This is a genomic window from Sphingosinicella sp. (assembly GCF_052388015.1).
GTDB lineage: Bacteria > Pseudomonadota > Alphaproteobacteria > Sphingomonadales > Sphingomonadaceae > Allosphingosinicella.
Window position 1 is genome coordinate 1 of sequence record NZ_JBQTIN010000122.1, and the last position, 16,948, is coordinate 16,948.

At 68.4% G+C, this 16,948-nt stretch carries 24 protein-coding genes; 7 read left to right on the forward strand and 17 right to left on the reverse strand.

The features are described 5' to 3' along the window. The 4 genes from ACT4N3_RS10210 to ACT4N3_RS10225 all read left to right on the forward strand — a co-directional run. Positions 1 to 1,219: CapA family protein (locus ACT4N3_RS10210; RefSeq protein WP_444855114.1), on the forward strand; the 1,219-nt coding region annotated here is incomplete at its 5' end. Positions 1,220 to 1,383: 164 nt separating this feature from the next. Then, positions 1,384 to 2,208: an alpha/beta hydrolase gene (locus ACT4N3_RS10215; RefSeq protein WP_444855115.1), complete on the forward strand. Its 825-nt coding sequence runs from the start codon at positions 1,384 to 1,386 to the stop codon at positions 2,206 to 2,208. A gap of 80 nt (positions 2,209 to 2,288) precedes the next feature. Beyond that, positions 2,289 to 2,633: a hypothetical protein gene (locus ACT4N3_RS10220; RefSeq protein WP_444855116.1), complete on the forward strand. Its 345-nt coding sequence runs from the start codon at positions 2,289 to 2,291 to the stop codon at positions 2,631 to 2,633. Between the two features lie 113 nt (positions 2,634 to 2,746). Next, positions 2,747 to 3,184, forward strand: coding sequence for a CHRD domain-containing protein (locus tag ACT4N3_RS10225; RefSeq protein ID WP_444855117.1), 438 nt, complete (start codon positions 2,747 to 2,749; stop codon positions 3,182 to 3,184). A gap of 57 nt (positions 3,185 to 3,241) precedes the next feature. On the opposite strand, the gene ACT4N3_RS10230 is transcribed toward ACT4N3_RS10225, so the two are convergent. Continuing rightward, positions 3,242 to 3,841, reverse strand: a complete 600-nt coding sequence (locus ACT4N3_RS10230) for a hypothetical protein (RefSeq protein ID WP_444855118.1) — start codon at positions 3,839 to 3,841, stop codon at positions 3,242 to 3,244. A 91-nt stretch (positions 3,842 to 3,932) separates the two neighbouring features. Between ACT4N3_RS10230 and glpD the strand changes: the two genes are divergently transcribed. Beyond that, complete coding sequence (glpD, locus tag ACT4N3_RS10235) at positions 3,933 to 5,375, forward strand: glycerol-3-phosphate dehydrogenase (protein WP_444855119.1); 1,443 nt, start codon at positions 3,933 to 3,935, stop codon at positions 5,373 to 5,375. A gap of 4 nt (positions 5,376 to 5,379) precedes the next feature. Here the strand turns inward: glpD and rplQ are convergent, their stop codons facing one another. The 12 genes from rplQ to ACT4N3_RS10295 form a co-directional block, all read right to left on the reverse strand. After that, entirely contained in the window at positions 5,380 to 5,826 is a 447-nt protein-coding gene (rplQ, locus tag ACT4N3_RS10240) for a 50S ribosomal protein L17 (RefSeq protein WP_444855120.1), read from the reverse strand. A gap of 127 nt (positions 5,827 to 5,953) precedes the next feature. Continuing rightward, entirely contained in the window at positions 5,954 to 6,433 is a 480-nt protein-coding gene (locus ACT4N3_RS10245; RefSeq protein ID WP_444855121.1) for a YbaK/EbsC family protein, read from the reverse strand. Between the two features lie 32 nt (positions 6,434 to 6,465). Next, positions 6,466 to 6,963: a VOC family protein gene (locus tag ACT4N3_RS10250; RefSeq protein ID WP_444855122.1), complete on the reverse strand. Its 498-nt coding sequence runs from the start codon at positions 6,961 to 6,963 to the stop codon at positions 6,466 to 6,468. Further along, positions 6,960 to 7,754 carry a VOC family protein gene (locus ACT4N3_RS10255; protein WP_444855123.1) on the reverse strand — a complete coding sequence of 265 codons (795 nt, stop codon included), beginning with the start codon at positions 7,752 to 7,754 and terminating at the stop codon, positions 6,960 to 6,962. Before ACT4N3_RS10255 ends, ACT4N3_RS10250 begins: the two co-directional genes overlap by 4 nt. Positions 7,755 to 7,771: 17 nt before the next feature. Beyond that, complete coding sequence (locus ACT4N3_RS10260; RefSeq protein WP_444855124.1) at positions 7,772 to 8,494, reverse strand: DUF1428 domain-containing protein; 723 nt, start codon at positions 8,492 to 8,494, stop codon at positions 7,772 to 7,774. After that, complete coding sequence (locus tag ACT4N3_RS10265; protein WP_444855125.1) at positions 8,491 to 9,192, reverse strand: glutathione S-transferase family protein; 702 nt, start codon at positions 9,190 to 9,192, stop codon at positions 8,491 to 8,493. Before ACT4N3_RS10265 ends, ACT4N3_RS10260 begins: the two co-directional genes overlap by 4 nt. Before the next feature lie 16 nt (positions 9,193 to 9,208). After that, the gene (locus tag ACT4N3_RS10270; protein ID WP_444855126.1) at positions 9,209 to 9,874 is read right to left on the reverse strand and encodes a glutathione S-transferase family protein; all 666 of its coding nucleotides are present in this window, start codon (positions 9,872 to 9,874) and stop codon (positions 9,209 to 9,211) included. A 7-nt stretch (positions 9,875 to 9,881) separates the two neighbouring features. After that, positions 9,882 to 10,367, reverse strand: a complete 486-nt coding sequence (locus tag ACT4N3_RS10275) for a VOC family protein (protein WP_444855127.1) — start codon at positions 10,365 to 10,367, stop codon at positions 9,882 to 9,884. Between the two features lie 22 nt (positions 10,368 to 10,389). Then, on the reverse strand, positions 10,390 to 10,683 hold the full coding sequence (locus ACT4N3_RS10280; RefSeq protein ID WP_444855128.1) for a DUF6958 family protein: 294 nt from the start codon (positions 10,681 to 10,683) through the stop codon (positions 10,390 to 10,392). Between the two features lie 26 nt (positions 10,684 to 10,709). Next, positions 10,710 to 11,147, reverse strand: a complete 438-nt coding sequence (locus tag ACT4N3_RS10285; RefSeq protein ID WP_444855129.1) for a VOC family protein — start codon at positions 11,145 to 11,147, stop codon at positions 10,710 to 10,712. 43 nt (positions 11,148 to 11,190) lie between these two features. After that, the gene (locus ACT4N3_RS10290) at positions 11,191 to 11,733 is read right to left on the reverse strand and encodes a GFA family protein (RefSeq protein WP_444855130.1); all 543 of its coding nucleotides are present in this window, start codon (positions 11,731 to 11,733) and stop codon (positions 11,191 to 11,193) included. A 135-nt stretch (positions 11,734 to 11,868) separates the two neighbouring features. After that, positions 11,869 to 12,594: a DUF899 family protein gene (locus tag ACT4N3_RS10295; protein WP_444855131.1), complete on the reverse strand. Its 726-nt coding sequence runs from the start codon at positions 12,592 to 12,594 to the stop codon at positions 11,869 to 11,871. A gap of 162 nt (positions 12,595 to 12,756) precedes the next feature. Between ACT4N3_RS10295 and ACT4N3_RS10300 the strand changes: the two genes are divergently transcribed. Together ACT4N3_RS10300 and ACT4N3_RS10305 are read left to right on the forward strand one after the other, a co-directional pair. Then, a complete protein-coding gene (locus tag ACT4N3_RS10300) occupies positions 12,757 to 13,380 on the forward strand; it encodes a winged helix-turn-helix transcriptional regulator (protein ID WP_444855132.1) in 624 nt (207 codons plus the stop codon). Positions 13,381 to 13,421: 41 nt separating this feature from the next. Then, complete coding sequence (locus ACT4N3_RS10305; protein WP_444855133.1) at positions 13,422 to 13,844, forward strand: hypothetical protein; 423 nt, start codon at positions 13,422 to 13,424, stop codon at positions 13,842 to 13,844. Here the strand turns inward: ACT4N3_RS10305 and ACT4N3_RS10310 are convergent. The 4 genes from ACT4N3_RS10310 to pdxH all read right to left on the reverse strand — a co-directional run bounded on the left by ACT4N3_RS10310 (position 13,841) and on the right by pdxH (position 16,801). Then, positions 13,841 to 14,380, reverse strand: a complete 540-nt coding sequence (locus tag ACT4N3_RS10310; protein ID WP_444855134.1) for a LytR/AlgR family response regulator transcription factor — start codon at positions 14,378 to 14,380, stop codon at positions 13,841 to 13,843. The genes ACT4N3_RS10305 and ACT4N3_RS10310 overlap by 4 nt on opposite strands. Before the next feature lie 119 nt (positions 14,381 to 14,499). After that, complete coding sequence (locus tag ACT4N3_RS10315) at positions 14,500 to 15,291, reverse strand: PhzF family phenazine biosynthesis protein (RefSeq protein WP_444855135.1); 792 nt, start codon at positions 15,289 to 15,291, stop codon at positions 14,500 to 14,502. Then, positions 15,288 to 16,226, reverse strand: coding sequence for a cation diffusion facilitator family transporter (locus tag ACT4N3_RS10320; RefSeq protein WP_444855136.1), 939 nt, complete (start codon positions 16,224 to 16,226; stop codon positions 15,288 to 15,290). Before ACT4N3_RS10320 ends, ACT4N3_RS10315 begins: the two co-directional genes overlap by 4 nt. Beyond that, positions 16,223 to 16,801, reverse strand: coding sequence for a pyridoxamine 5'-phosphate oxidase (gene pdxH / locus ACT4N3_RS10325; RefSeq protein WP_444855137.1), 579 nt, complete (start codon positions 16,799 to 16,801; stop codon positions 16,223 to 16,225). Before pdxH ends, ACT4N3_RS10320 begins: the two co-directional genes overlap by 4 nt. Positions 16,802 to 16,948: the final 147 nt, after the last annotated feature.

The window sequence follows — 16,948 nt, forward strand, 5'->3', positions numbered from 1 at the left end:
GATCGGTTCACTGGCGGCAATGATCTCCGGCCTGGGGATGATTCTGGCCTGCAGCGCCCTGCCGACCGGCACCAACGCGGCCGAAGCGCAGACCGCGTCCCGGGCGGCGGCCGCCTGCATCAGGCCGATCACGCTGGCCGCGGTCGGCGACGTGCTGCTCCACGGCACGTTCCAGCGCTGGGCCGCCGAGCAGCCGGAGGGCTTCTACGCCGCGATGGCGCCGGTCCAGGATCTGATGCAGGGCGCCGACGTCGCCATCGCCAATCTCGAGGGGCCCGCCGCCGCCAACATCTCGCGCGGCTTCAACCGGGAGATCGCGGAGCCGCCGCGCCGCTACGACGACAATGCCTATACGGGCTATCCCCGGTTCAACTACCATCCGTCGATCATCCGCGATCTGCAGCGGCTGGGGGTCGACGTGCTGCAGACCGCCAACAACCATTCGCTCGACCGCGGCGGCGTCGGCATCGATCGGACGATGGCGGCGATGGACGCGGCCCGCATGCCCAATACCGGCACGCGCCGGTCCAGCGCGCGCGCCGCCGCCGGCTATCGCTGGTCGACCAGCTACACGGTGCGGCGCGACGGCCGCGATTACCGCTTCGCCTTCATCTCCTGCAGCTATGGCACCAACGGCATCCCCGATCCGCTGTCGCAGGTGCTCAAATGCTTCGACCAGCGCGCCGAGCTGCTGGCCCAGATCCGCGCGCTCCACGCCGATCGCGGCAATGCGGCGGTGATCGTCATGCCGCACTGGGGCGACGAATATCAGCCGCGGCCCAACCCGGCCCAGACCGCGCTCGCGCAGGAGATGGCCGATGCCGGCGCCACCGCGATCATCGGCACGCACCCGCATGTCGTCCAGCCCGAGGCGATGCTGACGGCGCGCGACGGGCGCCGCGTGCCGGTGATGTATTCGCTCGGCAATTTCGTGTCCTACCAGATCGGGCTGCCGCGGCTGACGACGGCGATCTACATGCTCGGCTTCACGCCGACGCGCGACGGCCGCCTGGCCGCCACGCGAACCGGCTGGATCCCGCTCAGGATGCGGACCGGCGCGGTGCTGTCGGTCGATGCGCTCGACCGGCTTCCCGAGGTGGAAGCGGCGCCGTTCCGCGCTCATCTGCTGGAGACGCTCGCGGCCGGCAACAGGCTGCCGGCGGACCCGGCCGCCTATTGGAACCGCACCGCCGCCCCGGTCTGCGCGCCGGAGCGGTAGGACCGCGGATTGCCTGGCGCTCCATAGGCCGCGAACCCGGCCCCGCGCGCCGCATTCCCTTCTCCGTCCGGCCTGAATCAGGTGTATGGAGGTAGCCGACGGAGACGCCGAGTCTCTCCCGCCTCCGCCGAGTCCTCACCACTCGCTCAGGGAGGATCGCGGTCATGTCCAACACCGTCCTGCTCATCCACGGCGCCTGGCTGAACTCGCGCAGCTGGGAGGCTGTCAAGGCGCGCTACGTAGCGCGCGGCTTCACCGTCGTCGCGCCGGACTGGCCCTATGACGACCGCAGCCCGGAGGAGTTGCGCGCCGAGCCGGACGAGCGGCTCGCCACCCTCGGCATCGCCGAGATCCTCGACCAGTATGACCGCATCATCGGCGAATGCCCGGAAGAGCCGATCCTGATCGGCCATTCGGCCGGCGGCGTGTGGGTCCAGCATCTGCTGAACCGCGGCCTCGGCGTCGCCGGCGTGGCGATCGACCCGGCGCCGACGCCCGGCGTGTCGCTTGGGCGTCACGCGATCGTGTCGGCGCTTCCCGTCTTCTTCGACTGGGGCAGCTGGAGGAAAGCCGAGACGATGTCGCGCAGCTACTTCCGCCATCGTTTCGCCCAGCTCGTGCCGAAGGACCAGGCGGACGCCACCTATGACAAATATATCGTGCCGACGCCCGGCAAGATCTGGTGGGACGGGATCGTCAATGCGACGCCGATCCGCGGGGACAATCCGGACCGCGCGCCGCTGCTGCTGATCGGCGGCGAGCTCGATCTGATCGCCGATGCGAGCATGACCCAGTCGATCTACGAGAAGCAGAAACAGGCGCCGTCGCTGACCGAGCTCAAGATCTTCCCCGGCCGCTCGCACTTCACCCTGCTCGATCCGGGTTGGGAGGAGGTCGCCGATTATGCGCTCGATTGGGCGGTGCGGAACGCCCGTCCGGCCAAGGTGAGGGAGGAAGAAGCGGCGGCGGCGCCGGTGATTCCCGCCTGAGCGAACGGCGCTTTACAAGCCGCCGCCGCTTTGCCCTAAGTCGCGGGGCGGGGCGGTCCCGTGCAACCGGGGGGTGCGTCATGCGCATGTTCATGATGGGAATGGCGGCGGCTGCGCTCGCCGGCTGCCAGCTGCTCACGATCGACGAGGGCAATGGAACCGGCCCGGCGGCCGGCCCGGCGGCGGGCAATATGGCCGCGCCGGGAGCGCCCGGGGCTCCGGCGGCGCCGGGCGGCCGGCGCAACAGCCGCGAGGTGATGATCGCCGATTGCTCCGTCGATCTCGGCCGCAGCCTGCCGGCCGGGACGGACATCACGGCCCTGTGCACCTGCTCGGTCGACCGGATGCTGGCCCGCGTGCCGCAGCGCGACGCGGTCCGCCAATGCGCCGCCGAGCTGCGCATCACCCTGCCGGGCGGGCAATAGGGGGAAGCGGACGCCGGAACCCCCCGCACTGCTCGCCCGTTTCTCCCCGCAGCGCGCCGCTTCGCGCCAGCCTTTGCCGCGCCCGGCGCGCGCCGCATGAAGGGAGCTTCGCTATGACTCTTCGCCTCGCGCTGCCGTTCGCCGCGCTCTCCGCCTTCGCCGCCACCGCCGCGCCCGCCTGGCAGGGCGAAGGCGGCCGTCCCTATACCGTACAGATGACCGGCGCCGCCGAACGGCCGGGGCCGGGCGATCCGGACGGCAGCGGCACCGCCACCTTCCGGGTCAATGCCGGCCAGGGTCGGGTCTGCTACACACTCAGCGTCAGCAACATCGATCCGGCGACCGCGGCCCATATCCACCGCGCCCCGCCGACCGCGGCCGGCCCGGTCGTCGTCCCGCTGACCGCGCCGACCGGCGGCAGCAGCGAGGGCTGCGCCGACATCACGCGCGAGCTGGCGCAGGAGCTGATCCGCACCCCGGAGGCCTTCTACGTCAACGTCCACAACGCGGCGTTCGGGCCGGGCGCGGTCAGGGGCCAGCTCGGCCGCTGAGCGGAGCCGCAAAATAGCTCGCGCGGGTTCCTGCACGCGCCCGCTTTGGCCCGTCGCTCAGATGATATGGTCGACGACGCCGACCAGCAGGTGCAGCGCGATCAAGGTTGCCAGCAGGACGGCCTTCGCGCGCCGCGACTTGACGACGATCAGGGCAACGAGGAGGGCGAGCGTGACCAGGATGGCGAAGTCGCCGACCATAAGCGCCTCCTCGCTCATCAGCCTTTGCTCGGCCGGCGCGCCGCTGGCCGCCTCGAGCGCCAGCATGCCGAGGGACGCGGCGACATTGGCGACCACCATGCCGCCGAGCACGATACGGTTCTGGCCCTCATACCAGGCGTCGTAATCGGGCCATTCCTCCGGATCGTCGGGGAAGATCAGGGTGGCGGCAAGATAATAGATGCCGACGATGAGCAGGATGCCGACCAGAGAGGGATAATCGACCAGCAGCTGATCGCGCACGCTCCACGCCTCGAGCCAGAAGCGGGTGAGGTCGAGCATCACGAAGGTGCCGAGCAGGGGCGTCAGCCAGCCGATCCGGACCGGCTTCGCGGTCCGCCTGAGCCGTACCGCGCGCGAGAGGCCGCCGAGGATCTCGGCGATCGCCAGGCCGAGCAGCAGGCCCAGCAGGGTGAACATCATCTCGAATGCGCTCATCGTCGCTCTCCTCTCGTCGGGGCGAGCTTAAGATCGTTGCGGGCCCGCTTCAATCGTGCGCGGCGGCACGTAATCACCTATGCCGCGGCGGATGGACGGCTTCGATCTCCTGATCATCGGCGGCGGGATCAACGGCACGGCGATCGCCCGCGACGCGGCCGGGCGCGGCCTTTCGGTGCTGCTGGTCGAGAAGGACGATCTCGCCAGCCACACCAGCTCCGCCTCGTCCAAGCTGATCCACGGCGGGCTGCGCTACCTTGAGCAATACGAGTTCGGGCTGGTGCGCGAATCGCTGCACGAGCGCGAGACGATGCTGCGCACCGCGCCGCATCTCATCCGGCCGCTGGAGTTCCTGCTGCCCGATCCGCCCGGCGGCCGGCCCTGGTGGATGATCCGCGCCGGCCTTTTGCTCTACGACATGCTGGGCGGCTGGCGCGGCAGCCTGCCGCGTTCGCGCGGGCTGAAAAAGAGCGATCCCAGCGCCGCCGCGCTGAAGCCGGGGCACAAGCTCGCTTCCTATTGGGACGCGTGGGTCGACGACGCGCGGCTGGTCGCGCTCAACGCCGTCGCGGCGGCGGAGCGCGGAGCGGAGATCGCGACCCGCGCCGAATTGCTCTCCGCCCGCCGCGACGGCGACTATTGGGTGGCCGAGCTATCCGGCGACCGCGCTGTGCGCGCCGCGACCATCATCAACGCCGCCGGCCCCTGGGTCTCCGATGTGCTCAACGAGCGGCTGGAGACCGAGGCCGAGAGCCGGGTCCGGCTCATCAAGGGCAGCCATATCGTCGCGCCCCGGCTCTATGACGGCGAGCATGCCTTCATCCTCCAGCCACCGGACGGACGGGTGGTCTTCGCGCTTCCTTATGGCGCGCACAATCTGATCGGGACCACCGACATCGCCGTCGCGGAGCCGAAGGACGCTGTGATCAGCGAGGCCGAAATCGCCTATCTGTGCGACGCGGCGAACCGTTACTTCGTCCGCCAGCTCGCGCCCGGCGAGATCGTCTGGTCCTATGCAGGGGTTCGCGCGCTCTATGACGACGGCGAGGCGGAGGCGAAGAACGTCACCCGCGACTACCGGCTCGAGCTGGACGATATGCCGGGGCCGAAATTGCTCTCGGTCTTCGGCGGCAAGATCACCACCGCCCGCCATCTCGCCGACGAGGCCTTGGAGAAGCTCGGCGTCACGACGAGCCGTTTCACCCGCACCACGCCCTTGCCCGGCGGCGATCTCGACGCGGCCTTCAACCGGATGCTGGTCGCGCTCGCGACCTGGATGCCGCCCGAAATGGTGCTGCGCCTCAGCCGCGCCTACGGGACGCGGCTGAACCGGATCGTCGGCAAGGCGACCTCGCTCGGCCAGCTGGGCCGCCATTTCGGCGCGGATCTCTATGAGGCGGAGGTCCGCTACCTGATCGACCAGGAATATGCGCGCGAGGCCGACGACCTGCTCTGGCGGCGCACGAAGCTCGGCCTCATGCTCACCACAGCGGAAAAGCGCGGCCTCGCGGCGTGGATGAAGAAGCGGCGCTGAAGGCTCAGGCGGCTTCGAGTTCTTCCGTCATCACCGGGCCCGAATCCTGGCCACGGGCGCTCGGGTCGCGGTCGACCAACTCAATGATCGCCATCGGGGCCGCATCAGAGACGCGGATCGAAGGTCCGGGGCGGCCACCTTTGAGGATAGAGCCCTTGATGATCCGGGTGTAGCCGCCGGCCCGCTCCTGGTAACGCTTGGCGAGCACGTCGAAGAGCTTCACCAGCTGCGCGTCGTCGAGCAAGCGGCCATGGGCGAGGCGGCGGTTGGAGAGGCCGCCGCGCTTCGCCAGCGTGATCAGCTTCTCGACATAGGGGCGCAGCTCCTTCGCCTTCGGCAGAGTCGTCGTGATCTGCTCGTGCTTGATCAGGGCGGCGGCCATGTTGCGGAACATGGCGGTGCGGTGGCTGGAGGTGCGGCCGAGCTTACGGCCGCCGACGCGATGGCGCATGGGTCTGGTCCTTCGTTCGTCCGGGCGCCGTTTGAGGTACGTCCGGCCAGGCTGTCATGAACGGGGACGGCCCAGACCCGGTCCGCTCGAAGCGGACGCGCGCTCAAAGCGGAGCAGGGTGGGTTTGTCAACCTTGGGGCTGGTCCGGCAGCCGGCACAGATCGACCCAGTCGGTGCCGATCAGCGCCGCCAGCCGCTCGGGCGCGACCTCGACGGAGCTGTTCAGCGAGCCGGCGGCCGGGAACACCGTGTCATAGGCGCGCAGGCTGATGTCGCAATGGATCGGCAGCGGCCGGGCCAGGCCGAAGGGACAGACGCCGCCGACCGGATGGCCGGTGACTTCGAACGTCTCCTCCGGCCCCAGCATCCGCGGCCGGCCGCCGAACGCGGCCTTGGTCTTGGCATTGTCGAGCCGGTCGCCGCCGCGCGCGACGAGCACGAAGACGCGCTCGCCCACCCGCACCGCAAGCGTCTTGGCGATCCGCCCCGGCTCGACGCCGAGCGCCGCCGCCGCGGTCAGCACCGTCGCGGTGCTCTCCTCGGTTTCGATCAGGGGCAGGTCCGGCGCATGGGCCGCCAGCCAGGCGCGGACGCTCTCATGGCTCATCCGCGCCTGCTAGCCGCCGGCCTCCGGTCTGGCTAGGCCGGCACCGCCTCGCCGGCCAGCGCCCGCTCGATCGTCGCGACGTCGATCTTGCGCATCGTCATCATCGCCTCGAACGCCCGCTTGCCGGCCGCCTTGTCGGGATTGTCCATGGCCTCGAGCAGCACGCGCGGCGTGATCTGCCAGGAGAAGCCCCAGCGGTCCTTGCACCAGCCGCAGGCGCTCTCGGCGCCGCCATTGTTCACGATCGCGTTCCAGTAAAGGTCGGTTTCCGCCTGATCCTCGGTGACGACCATGAAGCTCACCGATTCATTCGGCTTGAACTCGGGCCCGCCGTTGAGGCCGACGTAGGCCCGGCCGAGGACGGTGAACTCCACCGTCAGCTCCGTGCCCTCCGTGCCGCCGGGATAGTCCGACGCCGCCTTGTGGGTCTTGCCGACCCGGCTGTCGGGGAAGGTGGCGGCATAGAATTCCGCCGCCTCGCGGGCCTTGCCGTGATCGAACCACAGGCAGGTGATCATCTTGTCGGTCATTCTTTCTCTCCTTGATTTCCGCCGCCCGATACCAGCCCGAACGATGCTCCCTGCGGATCCACGCCGACCAGGACGCGCTCCCCGCCGGGAACCTCCATCGGGCCGAACAGAACCTGCCCGCCGCCGGCGGTCACCCTGCCGGCCGCGGCGTCGACATCGGGCACCCGGACGTAGTATTGCCAGATGGTCGGCGATTCGGGCGACGCCTTCATCGCCGCGCCGACGACCTGGCCGCCATGGCTGATGAAGCTGTACTCGCCCATCTCGGGGCCCATATCCAACGCCCCGTCCGGCACGTAGCCGAAATGCTCGCGATAGAAATCGAGCGCCGCCTGGCGGTCGCTGGTCATCAGCTCGTTCCAGGCGACATGGCCAATGCCGTGCCGCTGATAGGCATTGCTGTCGTCGTCGCTGGCGCCGCGCATCAGGTAGATCGGCACGCCCTGTGGATCGGCGATCATCGCGATCCGGCCGACGCCCGGCGCGTCGAAGGCGGGCATCTGCACCTGCGCGCCCGCCGCGACCGCCTTGTCGACCGCCGCATCGACATCGTCGACGCCGAGATAGCCGAGCCAGATGGGCCGGGCGCCGCCGTCGGTCATGTCCTGCGTCAGCGTCAGCATCCCGCCGGCCTGGCCGTCGGGCGCGTTGATCATGCGATATTCGACGCCGCCGCCCGGCGCGGGATCGCCGATGGTCCATCCGACGACATCCTCGTAGAAGCTTTTCGCCCCTTCCGGATCGGTCGTCATCAGCTCGTACCAGATGAAGCTGCCGTGCGGATTGACCATCGTGCGTCCCCTTCGCGTCAGGCTTGTTCGTCGATGATCGGCCGGAAGCCGCCCCAGAACATGCGCTTGCCGTCGAACGGCATGTCGCCGCCCGGCTGCATGTCCGGATCGGACATCATCTGTTCCCAGCCCTTGTCGCGGGTTTCCTTGTCCGGCCATTCGACATAGGAATAGACGACGTTCTCGCCCTCCTCGGCCTTCACCGCGCGGCGATAGTCGGTCACCTTGCCGTCGGGGACGTCGTCGCCCCAGGCCTCGACGACGCGGAGCGCCCCATAGCCGCGGAACTTGCCGGCGGCCTTCTGGGCCAGCTCGCGATAGGCCTCGCGCTTGTCGTTCGGAACCGGCAGCACATAGCCGTCGGTATAGCCGGTCTGGCCGTCCGCCTTCTCGTCGACGATCGCCTCGAAGCCGCCGAAGATCATCCGCTTGCCGTCGAAGGGCATGGTCTCGCCCATCGTCTTCATCCGGGGATCGGACCGCATCCTCTCGCTGGCGGCGTCGCGGGTCGCCTTGTCGGGATATTCGAACCAGGAGAAGACGACCGTCTCGTCGTCCTTCGCCTGCACCGCGCCGTAAAAGTCGGTGAGCTTGCCATGAGGCACGTCATCGCCCCAATTCTCGACCATGCGCGTGACACCGAACTCCTTGAACAAAGGCGCCGCCTCGGCGGCGTGCCGGCGATACTCCTCCTTATTCTCGGTCGGCACCGCGGCCACGAAACCTTCAACATAGGTCATCTGCTCTCTCCTTGCCTCGTCGGGGGTTGATCCAGAAACGCATATTCAGGCGGCGGCGGCGCGGTGAAGCCGGCCATCTGGCTGGCGAGCGCCCGCTGAAAGGCGGGCCGCGCCTCGCCCCGCGCCACATAAGCGGCCAGATTGTCGTGAGCGCCCTCAAGTGACGTTCCCTTCAACTGCCGCAGCACTGCGATCATCAACAGGTCACCGGCGGAAAAGCTGCCGTCGAGCCATTCATTTTCGCCGAGCCGCCGCGACAATTCGTCCAGCCGCTCGGAAATCCGCGCGATGACCGCCGGCAGCCGCGGTCTCGACCAGGGCTCCTCGCCCTCGAACAGAGTCGCAATCGCATAGTCCGTGATCGGCGGCTCGACGGTGTTGAGGGCGGCGAACATCCATTCGATCGCCCGCGCCCGGCCGCCGGCGTCGCGCGGCAACAGGCCGCCATAAGTCTCGGCGATGTGCTGCACGATCGCGCCGGATTCGAAGAGCGTAAGGCCGTCCTGCTCATAGGTCGGCACCTGGCCGAAAGGCTGTAGTGCGCGGTGCGACGGCGCCTTCTGACTGCCCTGCGGCAAATAGCGGACGTCATAGGCCTGCCCGACCTCCTCGAGCGCCCAGCGGACGCGCAGGTCGCGCACTAGGCCCTTGGCGAACCAGGGCACCCAGTCGAACGCGGTGATGACGGGCTTCGACACGTCTCTCTCCTTGTCGCTATTGCGGCCAGCCGGCGGGCGGAGCGCCGGTCTGGCCGGCCCTCAAGGCTTCCAGCGCGCGCTTGAAGGCGGGCCGCGCCATGCCTCTCGCGACATAGGCCTTGAGATTCGGATGTTCGGCGAGGATCGCCGGGTCGCCGACATGGCGCAGCACCTGCACCATCAACAGGTCGCCGGCGCTGAAGTCGCCGTCGAGCCATTCATTGCCGCCCAGCGCCTTGGACAGCTCATCGAGCCGCATGCGCAGCCGCTCGAGGACGCCTGGCCACCGGTCCTTCGCCCAGCTCTCCTTGCCGTCGACGACCCGCGCGATCACCTGGTCCCAGACCACCGGCTCGACGGTGTTCAGCGCGGCGAACATCCATTCGATCGCCCGCGCCCGGCCTGTCGGGTCGGATGGCCACAGACCCGGCCAGCGCTCCGCGATGTGCAGCACGATCGCGCCGCTCTCGAACAGCGTCAGCCCATCCTCCTCATAGGCCGGAACCTGGCCGAAGGGGTTGCGGGCGCGGTGCGCCCGCTCCTTCTGCTCGCCCCAGTTCAGGTAACGAACGTCATAGGCCTGGCCGACCTCCTCCAGCGCCCAGCGGACACGCATGTCACGAACCAGGCCGCGGCCTTCGTCCGGCGCCCAATTATAGGCGGTGATGAGGGGGCGGGTCATGGCGTGCTCAGGCCGGCGTCGGCTCGGCCACCTGGCCGCACGCCCCGTCCAGCGCCGCCGCGCGCAGCTCGTCCTCGCTCATGACGCGATCGCGCAGCGGGTGGGCGATCGACCAGCTATGGCCGAACGGGTCCTTCACCTGGCCGTAGCGATCGCCCCAGAAGGCGTCGTGCGCCGGCATGGTGACGGTCGCGCCAGCGGCGACGGCGCGATCGATCGCGGCGTCCGCCTTCGGCACATTGAGGTGCAGGGTCACCGGCGACCCGCCGAGCGAGAGGGGCGACTGGATGCCCCAGTTCTTGTTCTCGTCGACCAGCATCAGCATCGCGCCGTCGATGCTGAGCGCCGCGTGCATGAGCTTGCCGTCCTCGCCGGGAATGCGGATCAGCTCCTCGGCGCCGAACGCGTTTTTGTAGAAGTCGATCGCATCGGCGGCACCGGCGCAGACGATATGCGGGGTCAGCGTCGGGGTGGCGTTGGCAATCTCGGTCATCTTCTTCCTCCTTCGGTCGATCTCAAAGCCGGTGAAAGCGCAGCGGCGATCCTTTTGAGCGGGCGATCTCGCCGCGCGCCTCCAGATCGAGCTGCACGAGCTTCAGCCACCATCCGGCCGTCGCGCCGCCGGGAAACACGCTGTCAGGCAGCCGGGACAGGACAGGCTCACGCAGCTCCGCGACCGTGAGGCCAGGATGGTCGCGCGGAATAACATCCAGCATCGCCGTCTCCATCGCGCGATACTTGGTCGCATCGACCCGCTCGGTCTTTCCGGGATGGTTCGGGTTGCGGACCAGGATCTTGTCGTCTCTCATTTGCGGGCTCCCAAATAAGGCGGGCGTCAGGCGTCCGCGGTTTCGGGCTGCTGTGCCGTCGCCGCCTCGAAGCCTGCCAGGTCCATCCACATCGGCTCCCAGATATGGCCGTCGAGATCGGCGAAGCTGCGTGAATACATGAAGCCGTAATCCTGGCGTTCGCGCGCCTCTTTGCCGCCGGCCGCTAGCGCGTTCTCGGTGATCGCATCGACGCCCTCGCGGCTGTCCTCGGAGACGCAGATCAACACCTCGCTGGTCGCGTGCGCGTCGGCGATCCGCTTCGGCGTGAACTGGGCGAACTTTTCGTGCGTCAACAGCATCACGTGGATGACGTCGGAGAGTACCATGCAGGCGGCGGTCTCGTCGGTGAACTGCGGATTGTTGGTGAAGCCGATCGCCTCGTAAAAAGCCTTGGCGGCGTCGAGATCGGCGACGGGCAGGTTGACGAAAATCAGCTTGGACACGGGTCTTTCTCCTCTGGAGTGTCGTTGGCGTCGGGCCGGCTTGTCAGCGAGCATCGATAGCTCCGTGAACAAAGTTGATGGCAGGCGAACGAAACCGCATTGCCGCCCACGCCCCCAACAACCTGACGAAGAAGGTGAGCGAATGAGTCTTTGAATTGGGAATATCGTCGGGAACGGCCGGACCGGCTGGCAAGTCGCCGACCATCGTCCGCATCTCTGGCCTGGGCATGGCCAGCGGCGGCCAGCGCTTGCCGTAAATGTCGAGCCAGTGACCCTTGGTGAATTCCAGAAACATCGCGCTATTGCAGCACGTCGCGACGACGCGGCGCGTTTTCGATTCGGGGTTAAGCCGAAACTCACGCATATGTTCCGCACCGCGGGAGCATTCGACCCGGTCTTTGCGGTACATGGCGCTGAGCGTCGCACCCTTGCCGTCGAGCACGGGCGCAGCAGCAGGTAGCGATTCCAGAATTGCGCCGGCTTCGCGGCAGCTGTCGCACATGCATTCGACCGTCATGATCGGCGGCCCCGTCAGCGTCAGTGCGGCCTTGCCGCAGCTACAGCTTATCGTTGTTCCGTCGCGCATCAATCAGTTCCGCGTCATCGCATCGAACCTGCGCTTGGCGACCGCTCCGCAGAAAGCCGTCGCCGCCCGCAAACCGGCGAGCGGCAGGTTGACGAAAATCATCTTCGGCATGATGCTCCTCGGGCGTGGTCGGCGTCAGGCCGGGTAGCTCAGCTTGGGATACCAGTCCGTCCCGCGCCCCTCGGGCGTCCAGTCGAGAATGGTCCAAAGCGGCGTTGGGTCGGGTGCCAGATGCGGGTCGAAGCCCGGATCGGCGGTCTCGGCGCCGCCCTCGGCCGCCCAGAACAGGCGAACCTCGTCGCCGTCGCGCCGCCAGACCGTCGGCGCGGCGCCCTCGCCCTCGTCGGTCAGCGCATGGACGTCGCGGCCGAAATCGTCGCCGACGGTCTGATAGAATTTGAGATATCGCCAGCCCCGCTCACGGGCGAATGCGAGCTGGCGCGCGACTGGCGAGCGGCCGACGATCGCGATCGCAAGCCGCTGCTCGATGTCGGGCGTCGGAATGTCGAGCGAGCCGACGAACGAGGTGCACATCGGGCAAGGCCGCTCCCGCTGCGGGCCGTACATCCAGAAATAGGTGAAGAGCGTGTCGTGCCGGCCGAACAGGTCGACGAGGCCGATATTGGTCCCCTGCTCGTCCAGGAACCGGTAGTCCCTGGCGATCGGCCCGGGCGGCAGCGCGCGGCGGTGCTCGGCGACGCGCTGGATCTGGCGGCGAAGCTCGATCTCCTCGGCCTGCAGCGCGGTCCGCGCCAGCCGGTATTCGTCGCTTTCGCCGACCCAGCGGATCGGCAGCGCCTCGGCCATCGCGCGGGCGGACTTGAGCTGCGCCTGGGGCGGCAGGGTTGCGGTGTCGCTCATTGTCCTCTCCTTCGCTGCCCCAACGCTCGATTCGGCGAATCGGTTTGACGCTGATGCGCGGTTGAGTTATAAAAAGCAACTATGGAGTCACAAAAAATAACTGACTCAAAGAACGGCTCGTCGCGACGGCGCTATGAAGACGCCTGCGGCACGGCCCACGCAATGGACCTTGTCGGCGAACGTTGGGCTTTGCTGGTCATGCGTGAGCTTATGCTCGGTCCAAAACGGTTCAGTGACATCCGCGCCGATCTGCCCGGAATCAGCGCCAATGTGCTCACCCAGCGGCTTGAGGGGCTGGAGGAAGCCGGGATCGTTACGCGCCAGCGACTCGATCCGCCCGCCTCCGGCCAGGTCTATGCGCTCACCGAATGGGGCCATCAGGCGCGGCCGATAATGGGCGCGATGGGCCGCTGGGCGACGCGCTCGCCGGGCCACGATCCCGGCCGGCATTTCAGCGCCGTCTCGCTGATGCTGTCCTTCCAGGCGATGAACCAGCCGGCGCTCAGCAAGGAGGTGACGGCGGTGATCGCCTTCCGGCTCGGCCGCGAAAACTATTTCGCGCGGCTGGCGGAATGCATGGTCGATGTCCGGCGCGGCGCCGCGCCGGATGCGGACCTGACCTTCACTGGCGCGCCGGCGGCGATCGCCGCGGCGGTCTATGGCGGCGTCCCGCTGGCGGAGCTCGAGCGCGAGGGCACACTCAGGATCGAGGGCGACCGCGCGCTGGCCGAGCGGTTCGTCACCTTGTTCCCGCTGCCGCCGAAAGCGACGAAGCCGGCGCAATAGGGCGTTCTCGCGCGGCCCCGGCCGCGTTAGAAGGTGGCGAGGTGAGGACTCGTCGCCCCCTGAGCCTGCTTCTCTTCGTCTGCGCGCTTCCCGCCTGCGCGCAGACGCCGACCGCTCGCTATGCCCTGCCGCTGCCGTCCAACAGCCCGCTGCTGGTCCAGGCGATGAACGAGGCCGCGCGGCAGGTGCGCCGCTGCTATCGCGCGCCGCGCGTCGCGACGCACGGGCGCCGGATCGTCACCCAATTGCGGGTTCGCATCAATCCGGACGGGGTCATTTCGGGCCTGCCGGCAATCATTGGGCAAAGCGGCGTCGATGCGAGCAATCAGGTCTATGCCGATCGCATGGCCCAGGCGGCCATCGAATCGGTGCTGCGTTGCGCGCCGCTGGTCCTTCCACCGGAAGCCTATCGCGGCACGGCGATCGTGCTGGACCTGACGTTCAGCCCCTCGGCGTCAGCCTAGCCGTAGCTGCGCCGCCGCTGGACGCCGCGCCACAGCCGGCCGATCCGGTCGCGCCAGCGCCGCCGGGCCGACGATCGCTCGGGGATCGGCGCCGCCGCCGCCGGCGTCGCCTCTTCGGCCGCGCGTTCCTCGGCATAGAGCCGCAAATTATCGGGTCGGCTCGGCCGCAGCCGCTCGCGGCCGCGCACGATGTCCTCCGCCGCCTTGAGGGCGCGGACCAGATCCTCCTCGCTGAACGGCTTGACCAGGCAGCCCAAAGCGAGATCGGGAATCGGGAAGCTCGGCGCCTTGCCGCTGGTGAACAGGCAGGGGATCTCCATCTCGGCGAGCTTGGCCGCGACCGAAAAGCCGGTCGAGCCATGGGCGAGCTGGAGGTCGACCAGCGCCAGATCCGGCCGTCGCTGCGCGACGGCGGCGAGCGCGCCGGCGCTGTCTTCGGCGACGTCGGTCACCGTGTGGAGCGGGTTGAGCTCGACGAGATGCCTGAGCGTGTTCGCGAACAGCGGTTCGTCCTCGACGATCAGGATGTTCAACATTCCCGCCCCTTCGCGCCAGGCGCGATGCAACCATTTCGATTCTTTACCGAAATTGGCCACAGGGGAATCTGCGACGGCGCGCTTTGCGACGAACGACTCCCGCGCCGCGACGAACCGTTTCAAATCCGCATGAATCCCTCGATTACGGTCACGCAGCGGCCGCCGAGAATGACCCGGTCGCCGGCGAGGCGGCCGGTGAGGTGTCCGCCGCGCGCGCTGGCCTGGAAGAAGGCCAGCGTGTCGCGGCCCAGCCGCTCGGCCCAGAACGGCGTCAGCGCGGCATGGGCCGAACCGGTGACCGGGTCCTCGTCGATGCCCCAGGCGGAGACGAACACCCGGCTGACGGCATCGGCCTCGTCACCGCCGCGCGCGGTGACGATCGCCATCACGTCGATTTTGGCGAGCGCGGCGAAATCCGGCGTGCAGGCGCGAACCGCGGCGGCATCTTCGAGGAGGATGATCACCGTGCCCTCGATCCCGGCACAGGACACAAAATAGCCGGCATCCGGTGTGCCGAGCGCAGCCAGCAACGCATCGTTGCGCGCCGGCTCGACGAGGGTGGCCGGCAGGTTCAGAGTAAGCGCCTCGCCGTCCCGGCCTACGGTCAGGATGCCTGCCTTGCGGGTGCGGAAGCGGATCACATCGCCTTCGATCAGCACATGGCCGCTCGCCAGCGTCGCATGGCCGCACAACGCCACCTCGGTGGTCGGCGTGAACCAGCGCAGCTCATAATTCGCCTCGCCGCTCGCATCGGGAATTGTGAAGGCGGTCTCGCTGAGATTGTTCTCCATGGCGATCGCCTGCAGCATCTCGTCGGGCAGCCAGGCGTCGAGCGGCATCACCGCCGCCGGGTTGCCGGTGAAGGGACGATCGGCGAAGGCGTCGACCTGGATCAGCTTGAGCGCGTTCATTCGGGTATCTGCTCCCTCGTTTCGTCGGTCTCGCGCAGCGCGTCGCCGGGATGATCGACCTGCCCTTCCGGATCGAGATGGATCAGCACCTCGCACCCCGGAAACTCCCGCGCCAGATCGCCTTCGATCGCCTCGACGATGTCATGCGCCTCGGCCACCGTCATCGCCGGATCGACCCAGATGTGGAACTGGGCGAAATCCTGCGACCCGCTGCTGCGCGTCCTGAGGTCGTGCACGCCTTTGGCCTCGGGCCGGCAGGAGGCGACGGCGAGGAAGCGGAGGCGCTTCTCCTCCGGCCATTCCCTGTCCATCAGCTGATCGACCGCATGGCTGGAGGCGCGCAGCGCCCCGAACAGCAGCCAGCCGGCGATGGCGAGACCGAAGACCGGATCGGCGCCGGTCAGCCCGAGATACTGGTCGAGCACCAGCGCGACGATCACCGACAGGTTGAGCAGCAGATCGCTCTGATAATGGACGTTGTCGGTGCGGATCGCGACCGAGCCGGTGCGGCGCACGACGCGGCGCTGATAGACGATCAGGGCGAAGGTCAGCGCAATCGCGACGACGGAAACGGCGATGCCATATTCTGCCTGGGCGGGTTGCTCGCCGGCCAGCAGGCGCGTCGTCGCCTGCCAGAAGATGCCAAGCGCGGAGACGGCGATAATGCCGATCTGGACGAGCGCGGCGATCGCCTCCGCCTTGCCGTGCCCGAAGCGGTGGTCGACGTCGGCCGGCATCGCCGCGACGCGCACGCCGAACAAGGTGACGAGCGAGGCTATCACGTCGAGCGCGGTATCGGCGAGCGAGGCCAGCACCGCCACCGATCCCGTCGCCCAGGCCGCCCAGCCCTTGAGGCCGAGCAGGGTCAGCGCGACCGCGACGCTGGCCAGGGCGGCGCGGGTCGTCAGCGCTCCATGATCATACGTCGTGGTCACGGATAGAGCAGGCCTTCCGTCCAGCCGTCGGCGCTGCGCGTGAACAGCCGACGGTGGTGGAGACGGTGCGGCCGATCCTCCCAGAACTCGATCCGATCGGGCACGAGCCGATAACCGCGCCAGTAAGGCGGACGCGTCACGTCGCGGCCCTCATGCTCCGCGACGAGGCGCCGGTAGCGCGCCTCGAATACCTCCCGGCTCTCCAGCGGGCGGGACTGGTCCGACGCCCAGGCGCCGAGCCGCGCGTCGCGCGAGCGGGTGGCGAAATAGGCGTCGGCCTCGGCTGGGCTGGTCGGCTCGATCCTTCCCTCGGCGCGAACCTGCCGCCGCAGCGATTTCCAGTGGAACAGCAAGGCGGCTTCCGGGTTGGTGGCGAGATCCGTTCCCTTGCGGCTCCCTTCATTGGTGTAGAAAGCCAGGCCGCGCGCATCGTGGCCCTTGAGCAGCACCATCCGCACCGACGGGCGGCCGTCCGCATCGGCGGTGGCAAGCGCCATCGCGTCCGGGTCGTTCGGCTCGCTCGCGCGCGCTTCGGCGAGCCAGGCTTCGAACAAGGCGTGCGGATCATCGGCCATGAGTTCGCTCTAGTCGCTCGCCTCCGGCCGGCACAAGCGGCTTGCGGGATGGACATTTCGCGCCGGCTGGAGAAGACAGCCAGCCATGGCCGACCTCTATTCGACCCTCGGCGTGGCGCGCGGCGCGAACGAGGCCGACATCAAGAA